The following is an 18,610-nucleotide window of genomic DNA, read 5'->3' on the forward strand; positions in this document are numbered from 1 at the left end:
CATGCTTGATCTGGCGTCCGCTTGTCGAAGCATCTCGCTCGAATCGTTGCACCGGTGATTGAGGTTACCACACGAGCGAGATGCTTCGGCAAGCTCAGCATGACAATAACCCTTCCCAACATCTCCTGACTTATCAATCCACCACTATGTCCTTGCGGCGCGACTCCGGTGTCACCTTTAGTATCTGAACCTGGCCATCCTTAACCACAGCTTCTACGGTGGTTTGGTAGGGAGCGTGGAGCTTGAAATGAACGTCCCAGGTTCTGGGCCAGGCGGGAAGCAGGAAAATGCGGCGGCTGTCGGTTTGCAGCAGCATTTCTTGAAGGCCAAGCATGCCGGAACCGCCCCAGTTGTGGTCGGGTGCCCAGTCGTAGCCGGGGCCCCAAAAGGCGGGGAAGCGGCGGCCAGAGTCTTGCAGCTTCTTCACGGTTAGCTCGGCGGCTTCTTCGGTCAGGCCGAGGCGGGCGGCGAAGATGTTATGCTGCTTCCAGCCGATGTGGCTGCGAAATTTCTGCACGTCGGAGTCGTAGCGGTAAGTATTGACGGCCACCGCTAGGTCCGGCTTGCTGAGGCCGTAGATTCCCCACGGAAACACGGGGTAGAGCTGCGGACTTTCCACGTTGTTGATTCGCTCCCAGGATTTGGCTGGTGCAATTAGCTTGTGCCCTTCCACCTCTCGCAAGCTGATGTCTGGAACCCGACTGAGCATGGCAGTCCACATCGTGCGCTGCTCGGCAGTGCCGTACGTGGCCGGCAGTTCCAGCAGGCACGTCAGCACGGTGCGCAAGGCGGCAATGGTAGAGGTGGAATTGTAGGCCATCTTGTAGGTTTCGGCGCCGGAGCCAGGGTAGAGCACTAAGTGACCTTCACCATCGAGGGCTTTGGCGCCGCGCTGGCGAGCCAAGTACTGGTAGTGCTCGTCGAAGAAGGTCAGGCAGCTTTCTACGAAAGGCAGGTAAGTGGCCACGTCGTGGCCGGCGTAACGCTCGGTTTCGAGCATCATCAAGCAGAACTCCAGCACCGTATCCCACTCGTATTCCAGCCAGGCGTTGTGCTCTAGGCCGGGGTCGAAGCCGGGCGGGCGTTTCCAGTTGTACTCGGCGGGGTTGGGGAGGCCGAAGTTTTCGAGCTGCTCGGTGAAGCAGGCGCCTTTGTGGTGCCAGTACGTTTCGCTGCGTAGCTCGGCGTTGCGCAGGAGGCGGAGGTAAAAATCGAACTGCGGCTTGAGTAGGGCCGCATCGCCGCTTTTGAGTAGGGGCCAGTACACCAGCCGCTGGTTTTGGGCGGTGTGGGTGCCGCCGCCCCAATTGCGGAAGTCGGGCGTGAACTTCAGCGTGGAGTCGGTCAGTGAAGGGTCGTAGGTGAACAGGCCGCCGTTGAACTTGGTGGGGTAAGCGCCGAAAGCATTGCAGCCTAGCATATAGCGCATTAGCTGGTAGTTGCGCCCCGCTTGCCACTCTGGTGCGTTGGCGGCCCGCTGCCCCGGCTGCACATACACGAAGCTGCGGTTCCAGTAGTCGCGCCACCAGGCGAGCGTGCGTTGCCGGCTCTCTTTCGAGTTCTGTTGCGAAGCTGCAAGGGTTTGTTGCAAGCTCTGCCGCCACAAATCCGCGCTTGGCGAATAGGCAGTGTGCAGCGCCACTACGATAGAGTGGGAGCGGGCTGCCACGCGGCTTTTTAGCTTCCAGCCAGTGTAGGGCGTATCGAGGTACTTGCCGGTGTAGGTGCCGGCCGGAGCGAAGTTGCGGCCTTGCAGCGCGCCCCCAAAAATCAGGTTTTGCAGCGGGTTGAATAGCTGCGACTTCACCGCTGCCAGTCCCTGCTGCTGCACCGTCACGTCGAATACCGTTTGGGCGCGGTTGCGGTGGAAGAATTCCACGCCCTGACGGCGGAAGCGGATGCTGTCTTGCAGCGTTTTCACTTCGCCCTGCGGTGCCCACTTGTAGGAATTTTGGTTGTTTTCCTTGCCCTTAGTCGGGTGGTCCTGGTAGCGCCAGCTTTCGTAGCTGGCTTCGGCTGCCAGCTGCTCGGAGCTGCTGACCTCGACGTGCACCACGGGCCGGAACACATCCACCCAGATGTGCACCTGCGCCGAATTGTTGCCAGCGGTGCCGCTCAGCGTTACGTCGCCGGTTTGGAGGTTAAGTTGCTGTTTGAATGTTCCGCCTTGAAACGGGTTCGGCGAGAGCCGCAGGCGTACCCGGCCCAGCTTCAAGAGGGTATTGTTTTCGTCGAAGGTGCCACTGCGAGCCACGTAGAACAGCACGTCGCCTTGTTCCACCCACACGTTCAGGCCCATGTCGCCGCCACCGCAAGGCATAGATTCGCCAGCGTTGCGGCTCGGGCTGGTCCAGGTGATGTTGCAAGCGGCTAGCTCAGGGTCTGCTGCCGCGGGCTTCTGGCCTTTGGCAGCGAAGGGGAAAAATGCCAGCAGAAGCAGTTGAGGCGCACGGCAAAACCTACTCATTGGGCCCAGTCATCGGTGCGGAAAGAGGATACAGGCAGACCCTCGGTACCAAACAAAGTGGCGCGGGTGAAGTCCTGGAAAGCGTAGCGCACCGCCACTGGCGCCTTCACCGCGTCGGACGATACGGTGATGCTGCTGCCGTTGATGGTAGCTTTGGCGGGGTAGAATTTCTGGTCGGCGCCGGCCATCTCGAAGCCCGTTAGCTCCTGCCCGAAGCTGGTCATGCCATTCGGCGCGTTTTTAAAGCGCACAGCCACCGAGTTGTCTTTCACCGTCATCAACTCGTAGGTTGGGCTTACGGCGCCGAAGCCTTTGAGTCCGTAAGTTTTAGTTAAAGCCAGCAGCGCCAAACGCGTGCCGCCGGGCTCTTTGCGCATGGGGTGGATGGACGTTTCCTCACCGATATCCAGCAGGACGGCCATGGCGGTATTGGGCACCTGATCCTGCAATTTGCGCTGCGTATCACGGATGAAAGCCGAATTGTACTTGCCGCCCTTATTAGTGGAAGTGCGGGTGTAATCGAACGGCGCAATCTGGGCGTAGTAGAATGGAAACTCCCCGATACCCCACTGCGTGCGCCACTGCTTCACCATGGCGGTAAATAGCTTGGCGTATTCGTCGGGCCGGTCGTAGTTGGATTCGCCCTGGTACCAGATGGCGCCCTTCATTCCGTAGCCTTCAATCGGGTGCAGCATGCCGTTGAACAGCGTGGTGGGCGTGCGGCTGACTTGCTTGATGATGTCGCCCTTGGCCGGAATCTTCACCCCGGCAAACTGCCGCAGGTTCTCGGCGTCCATCCACGCTTCAATGTAGGAGCCGCTGTAGCTGCAATGAATCAGGCCCACCGGCACGTGCAGTTGCTCCTGTAGCAGTTGACCGAAATAGTAGCCCGTGGCGCTGAAATTGGCCACGGCCTCCGGTTCGGCCAGGCGCCAGGGAGACGGTTTGCTGTTTTCCTGGGGTTCCGTCACCGATGAACGAGGCACGGTATAGAGGCGAAGCTGGTGGTTTTTCGAATGCAGAATAGCTTCGTTGGAACCTAGTACGGGTTGGCCCTTAAAGCCTTTCATGGGCATTTCCATGTTCGATTGCCCGCCACACAACCATACTTCTCCCACCAGCACATTCTTCAGTTTTAAGGGCGTACCGTCACTGATAGTCAGCTCATAAGGCCCGCCTGCCGTCGGGGTCTTTACCTTCAGCCGCCACTTGCCGGCCGCGTCGGTCTTGGCGGTGTACTTCTGCTTGCCCCACGAGGGCGCAACCGTCACGGTGCTGCCCGCCTTGGCCCAGCCCCACACCGCGCACTCCGCCTGCTGCTGGAACACCATGTTGTCGGTGAAGATGGAAGGCAGCTTAACTTCGGCCCAGAGCAGGGAAGGCGCTAAAAGCAAGAGGAAAAGGGCAGCTGTTCTCATCGCTCTAGCGTGGGGCCTCACGGGACCCCTATGGGGCCGGCCCCCTTTCCGAAAAGGAGAGGAGGAGCCACGGCGGTGCAGTTTGGCAGGGTAAGTATCTATGTGAAATAGTAGCATCTTAATTCCAATCAATTTAGGTTCGTCGGGCTCCCCCCTCCTTTTCATTCCGCGCATCAAGCGGCGTAGGGGGCCGGGGGGAGGCCCCACGTACGGGCCTCTACCGGCTCACCGGAATCCATACTTGCATGTCGGTGTGGCCACGGTTGCCCCAGGCGTAGTAGGGGATGAGCGTGAGGGGTACGGTGGTGGGCTTGCGGTTGGAGAGCGGACGGTAGAGCTGGCTGCCCCACTGCGGGTCGGGTGTCAGTTCCCCTTTGCCAGTTAGGGTCATTACGCTGCTGCCTTCGATGCGGAGTTGCTTCGGCGAAAGGCGGGCGCCCGCGGGAATGGTGAGGGCCGAGAGTTTCTGGCCGGCTGGAAAATCCTTGGTTTCCGCGCAGTACACGATGGGGCCGCGCTGCACAGCTACCTGGTTGCGGGTTTCCTCCACCAGCGGATTGGCTTCTACTAGTTGCGCGGGCATCGGCAGTTGCAGTTCCACTTGGTCGCCGATGTTCCAGGTGCGGTTCACTTCGGCGTAGGTGCCGGGCGTGAGGCGAGTGGTTTGGGTTTTGCCGTTCACCAGCAGCTTTGCGCCCTGGCACCAGCCCGGTACGCGCAGAAACAACGAAAACGGCTTGGCAGGGGCTTCGTTCAACGTCAACTTCACGGTGCCATCCCAGGGGTAATCGGTCACCTGGCTCATGCGCACCGCCGCGCCGTCCTTGAGCTTGGTTGTGATGGTGTTGCCACCATACAGGTTCAGCCATAGTCCTTTATCCGATACGCTGTAGAGGTAGTTGCTGACCTCGGCAATGGTGCGCACCACGTTGGGCGGGCAGCAGTTGGAAAGGCTGATATAGTCCACCCGGTCCTTGGACCAGCGCTGATGAAACGGCAGCTCGTCGGAGTAGGCCAGCGGGTTAGTGTACAGGAACTTCTTGCCATCCAGACTGACACCAGACAAAACGCTGTTGTAAAGGGCGGTTTCCAGCACGTCGGCGTACTTGGCGTCGGCGGTTACTTGCAGCATCCGCCAATTCCAAAGCACGTTGCCGATGTTGGCGCAGGTTTCGCCGTGGGCCGTGTAGTTGGGCAGCTGATAGTCGCGGCCGTAGGCTTGGTGGATTTTCTGCACCGTGTCAGGCTTATAGGCGGTGCCGTCGGGCGAAACGCCGTCGTAGAGGGCTCCGCAGGCCCCCGTAACGTACATTTTGTGGCTGGTTACGTCGTTCCACATCTTGTCTAGGGTGGCAAGCAGCGTTTTGTCGCCGGTTTCGGCGTACACATCGGCCACGCCCGCAAACAGGTAGTTGGCGCGCACGGCGTGGCCGCCAGCTTTCTGCATTTGGCGAAACGGAAGGCGGTCCTGGTTGTCGTCGGTACCGTTTTCCACCATGCCCCGGATGTTGATCAGGTTCTTGGCCAGCTCCAGGTAGCGCGGGTCGCGGGTGGTGCGGTACATTTCCACCACGCCCATGTAGTGAGAGGGGCAAATGGCGTTGCGGGCCAGCTCCGGCGAAGAACGCTGGTAAAAGTTGTACAGGTAGTCGGTGGCCTTTTTCGCCAGGTTTAGCATGGTGGTTTTGCCGGTGGCGCGGTAGTGCACGCAAGCAGCCGTCATCAGGTGGCCCAGGTTATAGCTTTCGAAGTTGAGCCGGTCCTGAAACTCGGTTACCTTGCCGGTGTTAAGCGCCGCAATAGTGGCTTGCGTGTTGAGGTAGCCGTCGGGGCGCTGGCACTTGGCAATAACGGCAATGGCCTCGTCCATCATGCGGTCCAACGCCGGGTCTTGGGTGGTGGCGTAGGTGGCGGCTACGGCCTCGAACAGCTTATAAAAATCACCATCGTGGAAGGGCGGGCCCTTATGCTCGCCTTTCTCCAGCCCCGCCGCAATTTCAAAATTGCGGAAGGAATGGTTCTTTACCGGGTCGTGGTAGAGCGTCCACATAGTCGGAATCATTGATTCGCGGCACACCTTGAACCGGTCGGCCCAGAAGCCCTGCTGCCAGGTTACGCTGCCTACATCCACGCCGCTCAGCTTGGCATGGGCGCTAGCCGACGTATTGACCAGTCCTTTGTCTTGGGCTGATGCCAGTTGGGCTACTGTCGCAGTAAGAAGCAGGGCCGCTAGGAATTTATGGGTGGGAAGGTTCATAGCAATAAGGTCAGAAACAGAAGTTAAAAAAGGCCATTGTGCTTATCTGGCATCCGTTTATAGGCATTTTGCCTGTTGGTAGTATCCATGTAACGTTGCCAAAGTAACCGTCATGCTGAGCTTGTCGAAGCATGACGGTTACTTTGGCAACGTCAGCACGCGAGAGGCTTCGGCTCCGCCTCTGCATGACGTTCTTTATTGAGGGCGTTTATTTCGTTGATTCAGTGGAAACACCAATGCTCACCGGCCCGAGCAAGCCAGCCGGCAGAAGTGGCTTGCTGTTGGTTGGGGAAGGCGCGGGCGTCCAGGTTTGGCGCTGGTCGGTGGGTAGGGCTTGGTCGCCGATGAGGCGGTTGGCCCAGGTGTTGGTCACGAGGATGCGAAGCTGGTTGTCGCCTTTGCGCAAGGCATTGGTGATGTCGATGCGGTAGGGGGCAGTCCAGGAAATGCCGCATGGCGTGCCGTTTACCTGCACTTCGGCCAGGTTGGCGAGTTGGCCTAGCTCCAGCCATACGCGCTGCTGATTATGTTTCTTAACCTTCCAGCGGAAAGTCTTGGTGTACTCGGCGGTGCCCGAATAGTGCCGGATTGCAGCGTCGGGGTGCTTGCTCCAGTCAGTTAGTTCATTGAAAGTCAGGGGCTGCGTTGGCCCACTGGCTTTGGCGTCGAAGGAAACCTGCCACGGTCCGGTAATGGTTTGCACTAGCTTCACGTCCGTCCAGTTCCGGCCTGTACGGGCGGCTTGCTGCGTGGTCGGCTCGCGGAACACCACGAACACTGATTCGTTGCGGTTCAGGCGCACCGGCAGCCGGGTTCGGCCGTTCTCGATTTGCCAGTCTTGCGCAAGGCGCGTTTCGCCAGTCACCGGGTCCCATAGTTCCGGCCGCCGTCCCGTTACGCGCAACGATAGGTCGATGGTCTGAACGGAGTCGAGCTGGTTGGAAATAAAGTAGATGTCGAACTGCGGATCGGTGCGGTGGTTCCAGGCAATGCCGCGGGCGCGTTGGCCGGTAGCATTGGTCGCCGAAACGTCCCGCGTTAAACCTAAAGCTTCAAAGGAATCAGCGGTGAAAGGGCCTTGCAACACTCGGCCTTGCCCGAATGAGAGCGGCGTTGCCGACGTGGAAGCTACTGGCCCATTGGTGCGGGGCAGTTGTGCCGTTAGCTGCTGCAACTCTTTATCAGCGGCTGGAAAGTTGCGCAACTCCGGGGAGCGAGTGGGTAACCGGTCGAGGAGCACGGTGGCGCCGGCCTGCACTAAGTTGCGCAGACGATTTGCCACTTCCGGCGTCATGGAGGTGCTATCGGGTGACAGAGGGTGCGCGCCCGGTATCACCAACAAGCTGTAGCTGGCTCCACCCGGCAGCGTGATTTTGCCGTTCTGCACCGTGGCGCGGTTCAGCAGCACGTCCTTGTTAAAGGAGTCGTAAGCGTAGCCGTGCAGCGGGTCCACGAGGGTTTCGGCTGTGGCCATGTTGGCAGAAGCCGATACCTTCTCGGGCAATTCCCGCATAGGTAGACCGACGTTGGCGAGGCGCTGCTTTTCACTGGCTACCGTGGCCGCCCCGAAAATGCCGGGCAGCGTCGAAACCAGCCGGTCGGGGAGGATGGCGCGGCGCGGGGTTTCCTCGCCCGTGAATACCGCTACGTCTGTTACGGGGTGGCCGAGTTGGAGCAGGGCCTGGCAGCGGCGGGCGTAATCCACCCAAGCGCGGCCGGGTTTCCACCAGGTTTGGTCGCGCTGGAAAAACAGGCCGATGCCGCTCAGCGTCATACCGGGCTTGCGGTTCAGCCATGGGTTGTGCACGAATACGTGGTACACCATCCGGTTGACGCCCAGCGCGTAGTTGCGGTCTTGCAGGGCCTTGAGCATGCCGGGGTGCTCGTCCCAAGCTAATCTTAGCTCGGTGAAGGCTTCGGCCTGCACGATGTTCTTGCCGTAGATGTGCGCGCCCGAAATAGCGTCGAGCATGTCGTTGGGCTTGTCGTGGGTGGGGCTGCGCAGCCAGAATTCGCCCATCGGCACGTCGGCGTGCTGGTAATGCAGTAGGCCGTCACTGACCATCGTAGGCGCAATGGCCTCGGCCGAAAACGTGCAACCCTTGGCGTGCGCCTGCTCTTTCAGCGTTACATAAAACTTGTCGTTCACCAACTCGGCAATGGTATGGCGCACATCAAACAGTACCCGCTCCGATACGTCGGCGCTTTCCAGCGGCACCCCAGTCAATACAGGTAGGTAGGGCAGCAAGTCGTAGCCGCGGCGCTGCTGGAACTCGGTGGCAAAGTTGGTTGACCAATTCTGCGAGCCGCATTCCCAGCTGTCCACGTGAAACATTTTCAGCACCCGACCAGCCAGCTCTGGCCCGCCCTGGCGGATGGCCTCGCCAAACCAACTGTCGAATTGCAGCTTCACGGCCGCCGGGTTGAACTTGTCGCACTCCAAGCCGCGGGCCCCGCCGCCCGTGGTGTTAATTTGACCCGTAGAGCCGTGCCCGACGCGCAGCACCGTCCAGTTGCCGGGCGGGGCCTGCCAGGTCAAGCGGCCGTTGGCTTCCATCTTGCTGGTCAGATTGACGACCTTATTGAGCGGCACGCACAGCGAATCGGGCAGTTGCTGCGCAGTCGTGCGCTCACTCACTCGCCACACCTCGCCGTTTTTGCCTTCGTACTGATGGATGCGCGCCTCGCCCGACAGCCGAATTCCTGTCACCTTCAATGACTGTTTCCACTTGGCTGCGTCCAAGTCTTCGGCGCCCGGTTCCGAGCCGGCGGGGTCGTACACAAACCGGAAAAATCGCGCCGTAGTGGCCGGAATGGCATGCGTCACGGCGCTGCTGTCCTGCCAGCCGCTGCGGGGCGGCGTCAGTTGCACGACAGGCCGAAAGGTGCGGCCATCGGTGCTAGCTTCCACCCGCAGGCGGTTGGCCTGGTAGTTATAGCCCGTCGACCGAATGCGGATGGAGCGGCAGGTAAACGGCTGCGCGTAGGCGTATTGAATCCAGCCCGGCTCACTGGTTTTGAAGCCTTCTTTATTGCCAGCTACGGCTAGTAATTCTGGCTTGGTGCCTGCTATGCTGCAAGTAACCTGAAGTTTAGCGGCGGCAGTAACAGTAGCGCCCACAGGAGTAGGGTAGGCGTACACCGAGATGTCGCGGTAGTAGTTCTGCACGGTGGTGGCTTTCGACAGCACCTGGATGATACGCCGGCCGCCCTGCACATGGGTTTGCGTGTACACCACCTTCTGCATCGACAGCTCAGGCGTAATCCAGGGGCCGCCGGCCAGCGCAAACCCGTCGCTGACGTGCATGGCTAATTTCAGGTTGAGGCGGTCGGCTTCGCTCATGGCGTGCTTCACCATTTTCCACCATTGCGGCGAGAGCTGCACGGCTGGCGGCGTAATAGCCGGCGGATTTTCGACGCCCTTAATCGGCATGAGGTACGCCCCGCCGATGCCTGCTTCGCGCATAGCTTCCAGGTCGGCCGTAATACCCTCAGGCGTTACGGCAGCGTTCATCCAGTACCAGAACACCCACGGCTTGGCAGCGTCAGGCGGGTTCTGAAAGGCCGCTTGCAAGTCAACAGGCGCTGTGCTGGACTGCGCCCGCGCCTCTTGGCTGGCCACACAGGAGGCAAGGCTGAACAGCAGGCCGCACGTAAAGGAAGAAGGAGAGAGCCTACGGTTCATGCTACAGTTTGCCGGTGCTACCGACGGTAGACGTTTTTCCTTCGCGAACCTGTGTTTTGCTGTTGAACCGCACCTTCCGCGCCAATGCGCCGACATCGGCTTTCTTGCCATCCAGCGGCAGCAGGTAAAAGCTGTAGGTGTAGGGTTTGGCGGGCAACTGGTACTTGTCGATCGGCGCGGCTTGTGCATCCCAGCTGGTGTTGCCGCCGACACCCATCTGCGCGAGGTCGATGTTCAGGGTGACGAAACCCGCGTCTTCAAGCTTGTTGGTGTGGCGGGCCGCTTGAATGTTCTGCTCAGTATGCGGCCAGGCACTCATACTCAATAGGCTGTCGGCCACTACTAGTAGGCCGGTTTTCTTCTTGTCGGCGAGCTGCATCCAGCGGACATCGGTGCGGTTGGCGTACTCCATGGGCACCACGTAGGAATCGGCAAATTCGCTAAGCGGCTGGCTGTAGATGCCCGCATCGAACCCGTAGCGCCGGTCGATGTAGTTTTCCAACGGGCCACGGCCGTAGTAGCTGATTTGGTCGTAGCTGCGTCGAATACCAACCTGCATGCCCACCTTCGGGATGTTCGGCAGGCCCGCGGCGGGCGTCAGGGCGTAATCCACCTTCAGCACACCGTCGCCGTTGACGGTGTAAGTCACCCTGACCGTGGTTTTGTCTTCGATGAGGCGGTAGGTGCTCGTGAGGCTAGCTATGCCAGCGCCTGACTTATCAAGCGTCATACTTTGCAGCTTGGGAGCGGCCGTAAACCATTCTTTCAGCTTCTTATCGGCTTTCCAGCCGCGGCGGTCGTTGTCGGTGAGGGGGCGCGTGAAGTGGGGCAGGAGCGGGGTAGCCAACTGCTCGGTGCCCCGGTGACGGTAAGAAGTTAGCGCGCCGCTGGTTTTGTCGAAGGCCACCTGAAAGTCCTTGCCGCTCAGCGTGTAGGTATTGGCCTCTTCGCGCACGGCTACTGCCGGATACTTGGCGGCCGGGGCCGATGGTTGCGCCAACCCGGTCAGCGCAAATTGGTTGCTGGCTACCTCATGGCCTTTGGGGGCCCAAGTGGCTTGCTCCGGCAGCGTAAAGGAAATAGTGGCTAGGTACTCGGCGCCGGATTTTATTTTCGGCAAGAAGGGCTTGAGGGAAAGAACCGTGTCGCGGCCCGCCGCTAGTTGCAGGCGCGGCAGCATCTTGGTTGAAACTACCCGGCCATCCTCCCGCACCGTCAGCGCCACCGTGTAGTCACGGAGCGACTTGCTGGCGTGGCGGTTTTCAATTTTCAGCAAGCCTTTGCCAACGTCGGTCAGCGTGCATTCTGCTGGTTGGTACACCCGCTTGCATTCGTAGATGGCGGCGTGGGGTTTGCCGTCGGAGGCCACGATGCCTTTGATGGTGAAGTCGTCGTAGTACTTCTCTTGAAAGTCGCCGCCGTAGGCGTAGAAAGGCGTGCCAATAGAGTCTTTTTTCAGTAGTCCCTGGTCTTTGAACTCCCAAATACAGCCCCCAATCACCCTTTTGGTGGCGCGCCAGCCGTCCCAGAATTCCTTCATATTGCCGGTGGCATTGCCCATGGAGTGGGCGTACTCGCAGAAGAAGATGGGCCGATTGTCGCCGTTTTGCTGGTTGGCTAGCAACTCGCCGGTAAACAAGCCAGGGTACATGCGGCTCACCATGTCCACGTAGGCTTGGTCGCGGGGCGTTTGAATGCGGTAGGCGTGGTTTTTTGGGTACTTGGGGTCGGACGGGTCGATGTAGCCTTCCACGTGCGGGTCGCCCATGGCCGGCTCGTAGTGGATGGGGCGGGTGATGTCGAAATCGTGGAGCCAGGCGGCCATGGCGGCGTGGTTCGGTCCGCGGCCCGACTCGTTGCCGAGGCTCCAGAAGATGATGCTGGGGTGATTTTTGTCGCGCAGGGCCATGCGCATGCTACGCTCTTGGTAGGCTGTCGTCCAGACGGGGTCGTTGCTGAGTTTGGAGCCCAGACCGTGGGTTTCTAGGTTGGCTTCGTCAATAACGAGGATGCCGTATTCGTCGCAGAGGTCGTAGAAGTAGGGGTCGTTGGGGTAGTGGCTGGTGCGGATGCAGTTGAAATTGAACTGCTTGAGCGTCTGCACGTCTTGCCGGATGTCGTCCCTGGTCACGGCCATGCCCTTGGTGGGGTGGTGGTCGTGGCGGTTGACGCCGTAGAGGTAGGTTAGCTTGCCGTTGATGAGCAGCTTGCCGTTGTCCTTGGAAAACTCGATGCTGCGGAAGCCTACTTTGCAACTCTTGGCTTCCAGCACGTTACCGGCTTTGTCGGTGAGCGTGAGCACCAGCGTGTAGAGGTTGGGTGCCTCGTCGCTCCACTTGGCGGGGTTGCGGATGGTGGTTTCCAGCAAGCCAAACTTGGCATTATCAAGGCGCGGATACGGCTCGTTGATGATGCTTTCGGCCGTGCGTTGTAGAGGTTTGGCCAGTACCGCCGCACCTGATTTGTCGTAGAGCTGCGCTTTTAGCTGATAGCCGCTTAAATCGTTGTTGCCGGTCAAGTTTTCCAGCCGGGGCCGGATGCTCAGCACTGCGTCTTTGTATTGCTTATCGAGCTTGGCCTGCCAGTGGAAGTCAGCAATGCGAAACTTCGGCTCGGCCAGCAGCAGCACTTCGCGGTAGATGCCGCTGAGTCGCCAGTGGTCCTGGTCTTCGAGGTAGGACCCATCCGACCAGCGCATTACCTGCACTGAGACAATGTTTTCGCCGGCTTGCAGATAAGGCGTTACGTTGAATTCCGATGGCAGGCAGCTGTCCTCGCCGTAGCCCAGAAACTTGCCGTTCACCCACACCTTAAATGCCGAGCTGACGCCGCCGAAATGCAGCGTCACGTTCTGTTCTTGCCAGCCAGCCGGCACCGTGAACGTGCGTTGGTAGGAACCCACACCGTTGTAGTCTTGCGGCACGAAGGGCGGCGTCACGGGCCGAAAGGGGTACTTGGCGCTTTTGTAGATGGGTAAGTCGTAGCCGTTCATTTCCCAGTTGGCGGGCACAGTCAGCGGTTTCCAGCCACTCACGCGGCTTTTGTAGAAGTCCTTGGGAGCGTCGGCGGGCTTGCTAGCGAAGCTGAAATCCCAGTTGCCATTCAGGGAAAGCAGCCGCGGTGTTTTGGTTCGGTCGCCGAGTAGGGCGTCTTTTTCAGTTGGAAAAGAGTACGCCGTGGCCCGGGCCGCGTCGCGGTTTAGCTCGGTAATCTGCGGAATCTGGTAGCCGTCGGCTTCGCCAGGATACACTTTCGGCGGATGAGAAACGCCCGGGAAGAAGTACACGCTAGCTTCCTGTGCATGGAGTAGCGTGGGCAGCAGGAGTAGCAGGAAAAAGCAGACGTGGCGCCTCACCCCCCGACCCCCTCTCCGAAAAGGAGAGGGGGAGCCACGGCGGCGCAGTTTGGTAGGGCAAGTATTTATGTGAAACTTCATCTATGTTGTTCTTAATCAATGTTGTTTCGTCAAGCTTCCCCTCTCTTTTCCGGAGAAGGAGGCGCTTGTTAGCGTCACGGAGGCCGGCGTCAGGCCATCGGCGGTGGCCTGCACCGTGATAGTTCCTTCCTTCTCCGTTGTTTGGATGATGGCTAGGCACATGCCGTTGTAGGCTTTGCGCGAATCAGCCTTGAACGGCTCCAAACTGGCCTGATAGCCGTTGTCGACGCCGGCAATTGCGCCTGGCCCAGTGGTGGAAAAGCGTACTAGGTTGGCTGCGTCGGGTACTAGATTGCCGGCGGCATCCAGCACCCGTACGGTGATGAAGGACAGGTCTTTGCCGTCGGCTTGGAGCTTGCTGCGGTCTGCGGTTAGCTCGATTTTGGCAGCGGGGCCGGCCGTGTTGATGGTGCGCGTCAGCACGGTTTGCCCGCCTTTGCGCGACACTGCTTGCAGGGTACCAGGGGCGTAGGGCACGCGCCACATTACGTGCAGGTCGTTGCCTTGCTTTTTGCGGGTGCCCAGCGACTTGCCGTTGAGTAGGAGTTCCACTTCGTCGGCTTGACTGTAGTAGGCCCACACGTCCACGGTTTGGCCGGGGCGCCAGTTCCAATGCGGCAGCAGGTGCAGTACGGGCTGGTTGGTCCACTCGCTCTGGTAGAGGTAGTAGGCATCCTTGGGGAAGCCCGCCAGGTCGATGACGCCAAAATAAGAGCTATGCGCCGGCCAAGGGTAGGGCAGCGGCTCACCGAGGTAGTCGAAGCCCGACCACACGAACAGGCCACTCAAGTGTGGATTTTGCTTGATGGCGCCCCAGGCGGCTTCGTGCGTAGCACCCCAATAAGGTCGGGCGTTGTCGTACGATGAGGCTGTGAAATCGGGGTTGCCGATGGTGAACTTGGTTTTGCCATCCTTAGGCCAGATACGGATGCTGTCGGACGGCATGTCGTAATGGCCTCGGGTTTCGAATGCCGCTGCGGTTTCGGTGGCCAGGAATATTTGGCCGGGAAAACGCTTGGGTAGTTCCGGATAGCCCTCGTGTTTGTAGTTGAAACTCAGTACATCGAGCACGCCCGCTTGGCTGATGAAGTTTTTGTCGGGCTCCTGCTCCGTTAGGGCCGACGTGACGGGCCGGGACGGGTCGAGGCGCTTCACGGTGGCCGTCAGTTCCTTGGTGAGTTGCACGCCGGTACTGTCGAATTGCTCCCGGATTTCGTTGCCGATGCTCCACATAAACACGCTGGGGTGGTTCCGGTCGCGCCGGATTTGGTCTTCCAGGTCGCGGCGGTGCCACTGCTTGAAATCGAGGTGGTAATCTTTGCCGTTTTTCTTTTTCTGCCACATATCAAACGCCTCGTCCAGCACCAGGAAGCCCATTCGGTCGCAGAGGTCGAGCAGTTCGGGTGCGGGCGGGTTATGCGCAGTGCGGATGGCGTTGCAGCCCATGGCTTTCAGGATTTCCAACTGCCGCTCCATGGCCCGCAGGTTCACGGCCGCCCCCAGCGCACCCAGGTCGTGGTGCTGACACACGCCCAGAATCCGGAGCGGCTGTCCGTTCAGGAAAAAGCCGCTCGGGCCAAACGCTGCCGTGCGCACACCTAGCGGCGTATCGTAAGTATCCACCGCCTTCTTGCCCTGGAACACCGTGGTTTGCACCCGGTAGAGGTAGGGCTGCGTGGTTGACCAGTTTTGCGGGTTTGAAAGGTTGATGTTCTGCGCCACGCGGGTGGTAGAATCGGTGAGTTTGATGCTTTTCGTGAGCTGCCGAGTTACTTCTTTGCCCTGCGCATCCAGCACCACCGTTTCCAAGTTGACTTGCTGCGACTTGCCTGCTGCATTGCGGATCTGCGTTTGCACGGCTACCGTTGCGGCCGTCGAACTTACCTGCGGCGTCGTCACGAAGGTGCCCCATTGGTCCACAGCCACGGTATTGGTGGTCACCAGCCGTACGTTGCGGTAGATACCCGAGCCGGTGTACCAACGGGAGTTCGGCTGCGCGGAATTGTCGACGCGCACGGCCAGCACGTTGGGCTGCCCGGTGGGGCGGAGGTAGGGCGTCAGGTCGTAGCGGAAGGAAATGTAGCCGTTGGGCCGGAAGCCCAAGGAGCGGCCATTCAGCCAAACTTCGCTACGCTGATGTACCCCGTCGAACTCGATGTAGACCCGCTTGCCTTTGGTAGCGGGCAGCGTGAAGGTCTTGCGGTACCAGCCAATGCCAGTAGGCAAGCCGCCGCCTTCGGGCTTGGCGGGGTTCTTCTCGTCGAATCGGCCCTCGATGCTCCAGTCGTGCGGCAAGGTGAGGAGCCGCCAGCTAGCGTCGTTGAACGCTCCATCTTTGGCCTGCGCCTCGTCGCCGAGAAAGAACTTCCAGTCTTTATTGAACTCCACTACCACCCGCGGCTCTGGCTGCGCTCCAAAAGCGGCGCTTTGGGTGCCGAGAAGGAGAAGCAGTAGGAGGGAGAGAAGGCGAGTCATAGGGCGGGTTTTCGAGGGCTGTAGAGACGCGACACTTCGCGTCTTGTGGTTGCTGAGGTTGCTTGAAATGAGCGGTTCCGGTGGGAGACGCGAAGTATCACGTTTCTACATCGTTTAATGGTTTAGCACACATCAACCACTTCTAGGTGCAGCAACTGCCCCAGCTTTTCCAGCTTCGAGCGGATGTGCCCGACGCCGACTGCGCAGTGGTGAGCCGGGCCGTAGCTGTTCCAACGGTTGACGAACTTGCGGGCGCCGATAGAAAATTTGTAGCGACTGTTGGTGTTGCCGATTTCCAGGATGGGGCCCGGCACCGATTCACCCTCGGCCACGAGCAGCATAAGCTTGCCACCCGCCTTTTCCACTACCGAAAGCAACGTCACCGGCCCGTTCTTCACCGACATTTCCACCGATAGCCCGCGGCCGACTTTGCCGTGATACACGCCCAGGGGCCGCACTTTGGTTTTGCCTTCGGCAATAGCCAAGTGGCCCGGTCCGTCGTGGCCCATGAGCACCACGTCTGCCTTGAAATCGAGGGCGTAGTACTCCGTGAACGAGCCGCCGGCGCCGAAACTGTCCATTATTTTCATGGCCTGCGCGTTCTTTACCTCGTACTCGCCGGCCACGGGAATGCCACGGGCCGTGAGCAACGAATTGCCCAGGATGATGGAGCTGATGGTGTCTTCGTTGTCGAAGTTGCCGGTTCCTTTGTAGAAGTAAGCCAGCGAGCCGAGCTGGTAACGTTCCACCAGCGCATCCAGGGCCACGGAGGTGCGGGCGGAGCGGGCCAGCTCGTCGGGAGGACAGTCGGGCTGCACGTCGAAAGAAGCCTGGAAATGCTGCACCCGCTTCTGAATCTGCTCGTCGGTTACCTGCTTGCGCAGGTCGGCCAATTCGTCTACTTCCAGCAGCTCGATGTGGCCACCGAAGGTGGCGTATTGTTGCGTGAGGTCGGAATAGATGTCGAGCATGCCGCTGTAATAATGGCCCATCAAACCCAGGCGGTTGTAGCTCATGGTGTGCGCCACGCGGGCGGCTTCCACCCACTCCGTTACTTCCTGCCAGCACTCGGGGTCGTCGTGCAGCATGCCGGTAATCTGGTGGAAGGTGATGCCGGTGCGGTTGAATACGTTGGCAATTTCCGGCACCGGGCACGCCGAGCAGTAGGCCAGCCATTCGCCGGTCATCTGGGTACGGTCGGTCATCTGGTTGAACGCTGCGTAATCAATAGCCGCTTCGGGTGCCAGGTTCAGGATAATTACCGGCACTTTGGCCCGCTGCACCACCGGCAGCACCGTGCTCGACAGCGCGTAGGTGGTTACGTACAGGAAAATCAAATCCACTTCCTCGCGCCGGAACTGGCTGCCGGCTTCAAAGGCCTTTTCCGGCGTATCCACCAAGCCCGCGTTGACAATGTGCGGATGCACGGCCGCCAGCTTGTTCTGCACGGTGGTGAGGTAGCCTTCCAGTCGTTCTTTCAAGCCGGCGAATTGCTCCCAGTACGCATCCAGACCGATGCCAAAGAGGCCAATTTTTAAAGTATGCTGCATTAGTTGGTAGCGGCTTTAGGGGTTGCTTTAGCGTCGGTTTTGGGTTTTTTGACGGGCGGGGCAATGAAGGTGAGCTTGCTCTTGCCCAGGTCTTTGGAGGTAGCCACGGCAATGCCGCGTTGGTCGGGCTTGTTCACGGCGCAGTAGTAGTGGTACACCACGCCCTTGTGCTTCACCACAAACGACTTATGAGCAAATAGCTCGTCGTAGGGCTCGGAGGGTTCCACCAGGTTGGCGCCGGTCCAGTCGGTCCAGTTCTTCAAATCGTAAGAGCAGGCGAAGCGGTTGACTGCGCCGCTCACACCAGGGTAGAAAGCGCCGAAGTAGAACATCACCCACAGGCCGTTATCCATTTGTTGCAGGTAAGCGTCGCCGCTGATGCCTTTGTGGTGGTTGATAACCGGGTTGCGCATATACCGCGACCAATGCGTCATATCGTCGGAAACGGCCATGCCGATGCGCTCGGCCCCGCGTTTGGTGTCTAGCGAGTCACCGTTGGCGTTGTAGTACATCACAAAGGGGTGGCCCGTTTGCTTGCTTTTGTCCCAGATGATGGAGCTTTTGTAGATGGTGTGGTTTTCCCACCAACGCACGTCGGGGTCGGTGGCTTTGAGCACCGGCTGCGGCAGGCGCTGCCATTGGTGCACGGTGGTGGGGTCCTTGGTGGTGTAGGCCATGCCGATGGAGAGCAAGCCCTTTTCGTAGCCGCGGGAGTTGCCGCCGAAGTACGACAGCCAATACTTGCCCTGGTAGGGTTGCCACTCGTAGCTGCCGCCCCATTTGTGGTCTTGCAGGGCCACATAGCCCGCTTTTTGGTTGGTATCCCAGTCGGTGGTATCGGTGAAAGCCATGATTTTGCCTTTCGTTTCCCACTTCAGCAGGTCCTTGCTTTGCGCCAGCCAGGTTTCGTAGCCGCGGCCGTCGTAGATGATATAGGTCATGTACCACTTGCCGTTTTTACGGAACACGCTCGGGCAGTCCATCTTCTTGCGGTTGTCGTCGGTTACGAGCACGAGGCCGTACTTATGCGGCGTTTTCACTTCCTCATACACCTTCTGCATCACGTCGGCCGGCACCACCTGCGGCTTCACTTGCGCCCGGGCTTGAGGCTGGCTCAGCAGGCCAAGCAGCAACAGATAGGCGTATTTCAGTTTCATGATATGGAAAGTTTTACTATCAGATTTATCGTCTGTCCTGCTTGATCTGGCGTCCTTTTACCGAAACCTTGGGCGTGCTGCCGTTGCCAAAGCTATTGTCATGCTGAGCACAGCCGAAGCATCTCGCGTGCTGGTGTAGTGGTGCTAGATGAGTTTACCACACGA

The 18,610-nt window shown here is 59.5% G+C and carries 8 protein-coding genes; all 8 read right to left on the reverse strand.

The features are described from left to right. Positions 1-133 precede the first annotated feature (133 nt). On the reverse strand, positions 134-2,467 hold the full coding sequence (locus ACFE7X_RS00860) for a DUF5703 domain-containing protein (protein ID WP_375433758.1): 2,334 nt from the start codon (positions 2,465-2,467) through the stop codon (positions 134-136). Further along, positions 2,464-3,861, reverse strand: a complete 1,398-nt coding sequence (locus ACFE7X_RS00865; protein ID WP_375433759.1) for a sialate O-acetylesterase — start codon at positions 3,859-3,861, stop codon at positions 2,464-2,466. Before ACFE7X_RS00865 ends, ACFE7X_RS00860 begins: the two co-directional genes overlap by 4 nt. A 241-nt stretch (positions 3,862-4,102) precedes the next feature. Further along, on the reverse strand, positions 4,103-6,142 hold the full coding sequence (locus ACFE7X_RS00870; RefSeq protein ID WP_375433760.1) for a glycoside hydrolase family 127 protein: 2,040 nt from the start codon (positions 6,140-6,142) through the stop codon (positions 4,103-4,105). A gap of 208 nt (positions 6,143-6,350) precedes the next feature. Continuing rightward, the gene (locus ACFE7X_RS00875; protein WP_375433761.1) at positions 6,351-9,827 is read right to left on the reverse strand and encodes a glycosyl hydrolase; all 3,477 of its coding nucleotides are present in this window, start codon (positions 9,825-9,827) and stop codon (positions 6,351-6,353) included. A gap of 1 nt (position 9,828) precedes the next feature. Beyond that, the gene (locus ACFE7X_RS00880) at positions 9,829-13,263 is read right to left on the reverse strand and encodes a glycoside hydrolase family 2 TIM barrel-domain containing protein (RefSeq protein WP_375433762.1); all 3,435 of its coding nucleotides are present in this window, start codon (positions 13,261-13,263) and stop codon (positions 9,829-9,831) included. Positions 13,264-13,278: 15 nt separating this feature from the next. Next, on the reverse strand, positions 13,279-15,738 hold the full coding sequence (gene galB / locus ACFE7X_RS00885) for a beta-galactosidase GalB (protein WP_375433763.1): 2,460 nt from the start codon (positions 15,736-15,738) through the stop codon (positions 13,279-13,281). A gap of 122 nt (positions 15,739-15,860) precedes the next feature. After that, a complete protein-coding gene (locus tag ACFE7X_RS00890; RefSeq protein WP_375433764.1) occupies positions 15,861-17,288 on the reverse strand; it encodes an arabinose isomerase in 1,428 nt (475 codons plus the stop codon). After that, complete coding sequence (locus ACFE7X_RS00895; protein ID WP_375433765.1) at positions 17,288-18,445, reverse strand: glycosylase; 1,158 nt, start codon at positions 18,443-18,445, stop codon at positions 17,288-17,290. Before ACFE7X_RS00895 ends, ACFE7X_RS00890 begins: the two co-directional genes overlap by 1 nt. Positions 18,446-18,610 lie beyond the last annotated feature (165 nt).

The organism is uncultured Hymenobacter sp. (genome assembly GCF_964242765.1).
Lineage (GTDB): Bacteria > Bacteroidota > Bacteroidia > Cytophagales > Hymenobacteraceae > Hymenobacter.

Excerpts from the sequence above, each read along its gene's own strand:
- ACFE7X_RS00860 (WP_375433758.1), bottom strand. The coding sequence starts at position 2,467 with ATGAGTAGGTTTTGCCGTGCGCCTCAACTGCTTCTGCTGGCATTTTTC.
- ACFE7X_RS00870 (WP_375433760.1), bottom strand. The coding sequence starts at position 6,142 with ATGAACCTTCCCACCCATAAATTCCTAGCGGCCCTGCTTCTTACTGCG.
- ACFE7X_RS00875 (WP_375433761.1), bottom strand. The coding sequence starts at position 9,827 with ATGAACCGTAGGCTCTCTCCTTCTTCCTTTACGTGCGGCCTGCTGTTC.
- ACFE7X_RS00880 (WP_375433762.1), bottom strand. The coding sequence starts at position 13,263 with ATGAAGTTTCACATAAATACTTGCCCTACCAAACTGCGCCGCCGTGGC.
- galB (WP_375433763.1), bottom strand. The coding sequence starts at position 15,738 with ATGACTCGCCTTCTCTCCCTCCTACTGCTTCTCCTTCTCGGCACCCAA.
- ACFE7X_RS00890 (WP_375433764.1), bottom strand. The coding sequence starts at position 17,288 with ATGCAGCATACTTTAAAAATTGGCCTCTTTGGCATCGGTCTGGATGCG.
- ACFE7X_RS00895 (WP_375433765.1), bottom strand. The coding sequence starts at position 18,445 with ATGAAACTGAAATACGCCTATCTGTTGCTGCTTGGCCTGCTGAGCCAG.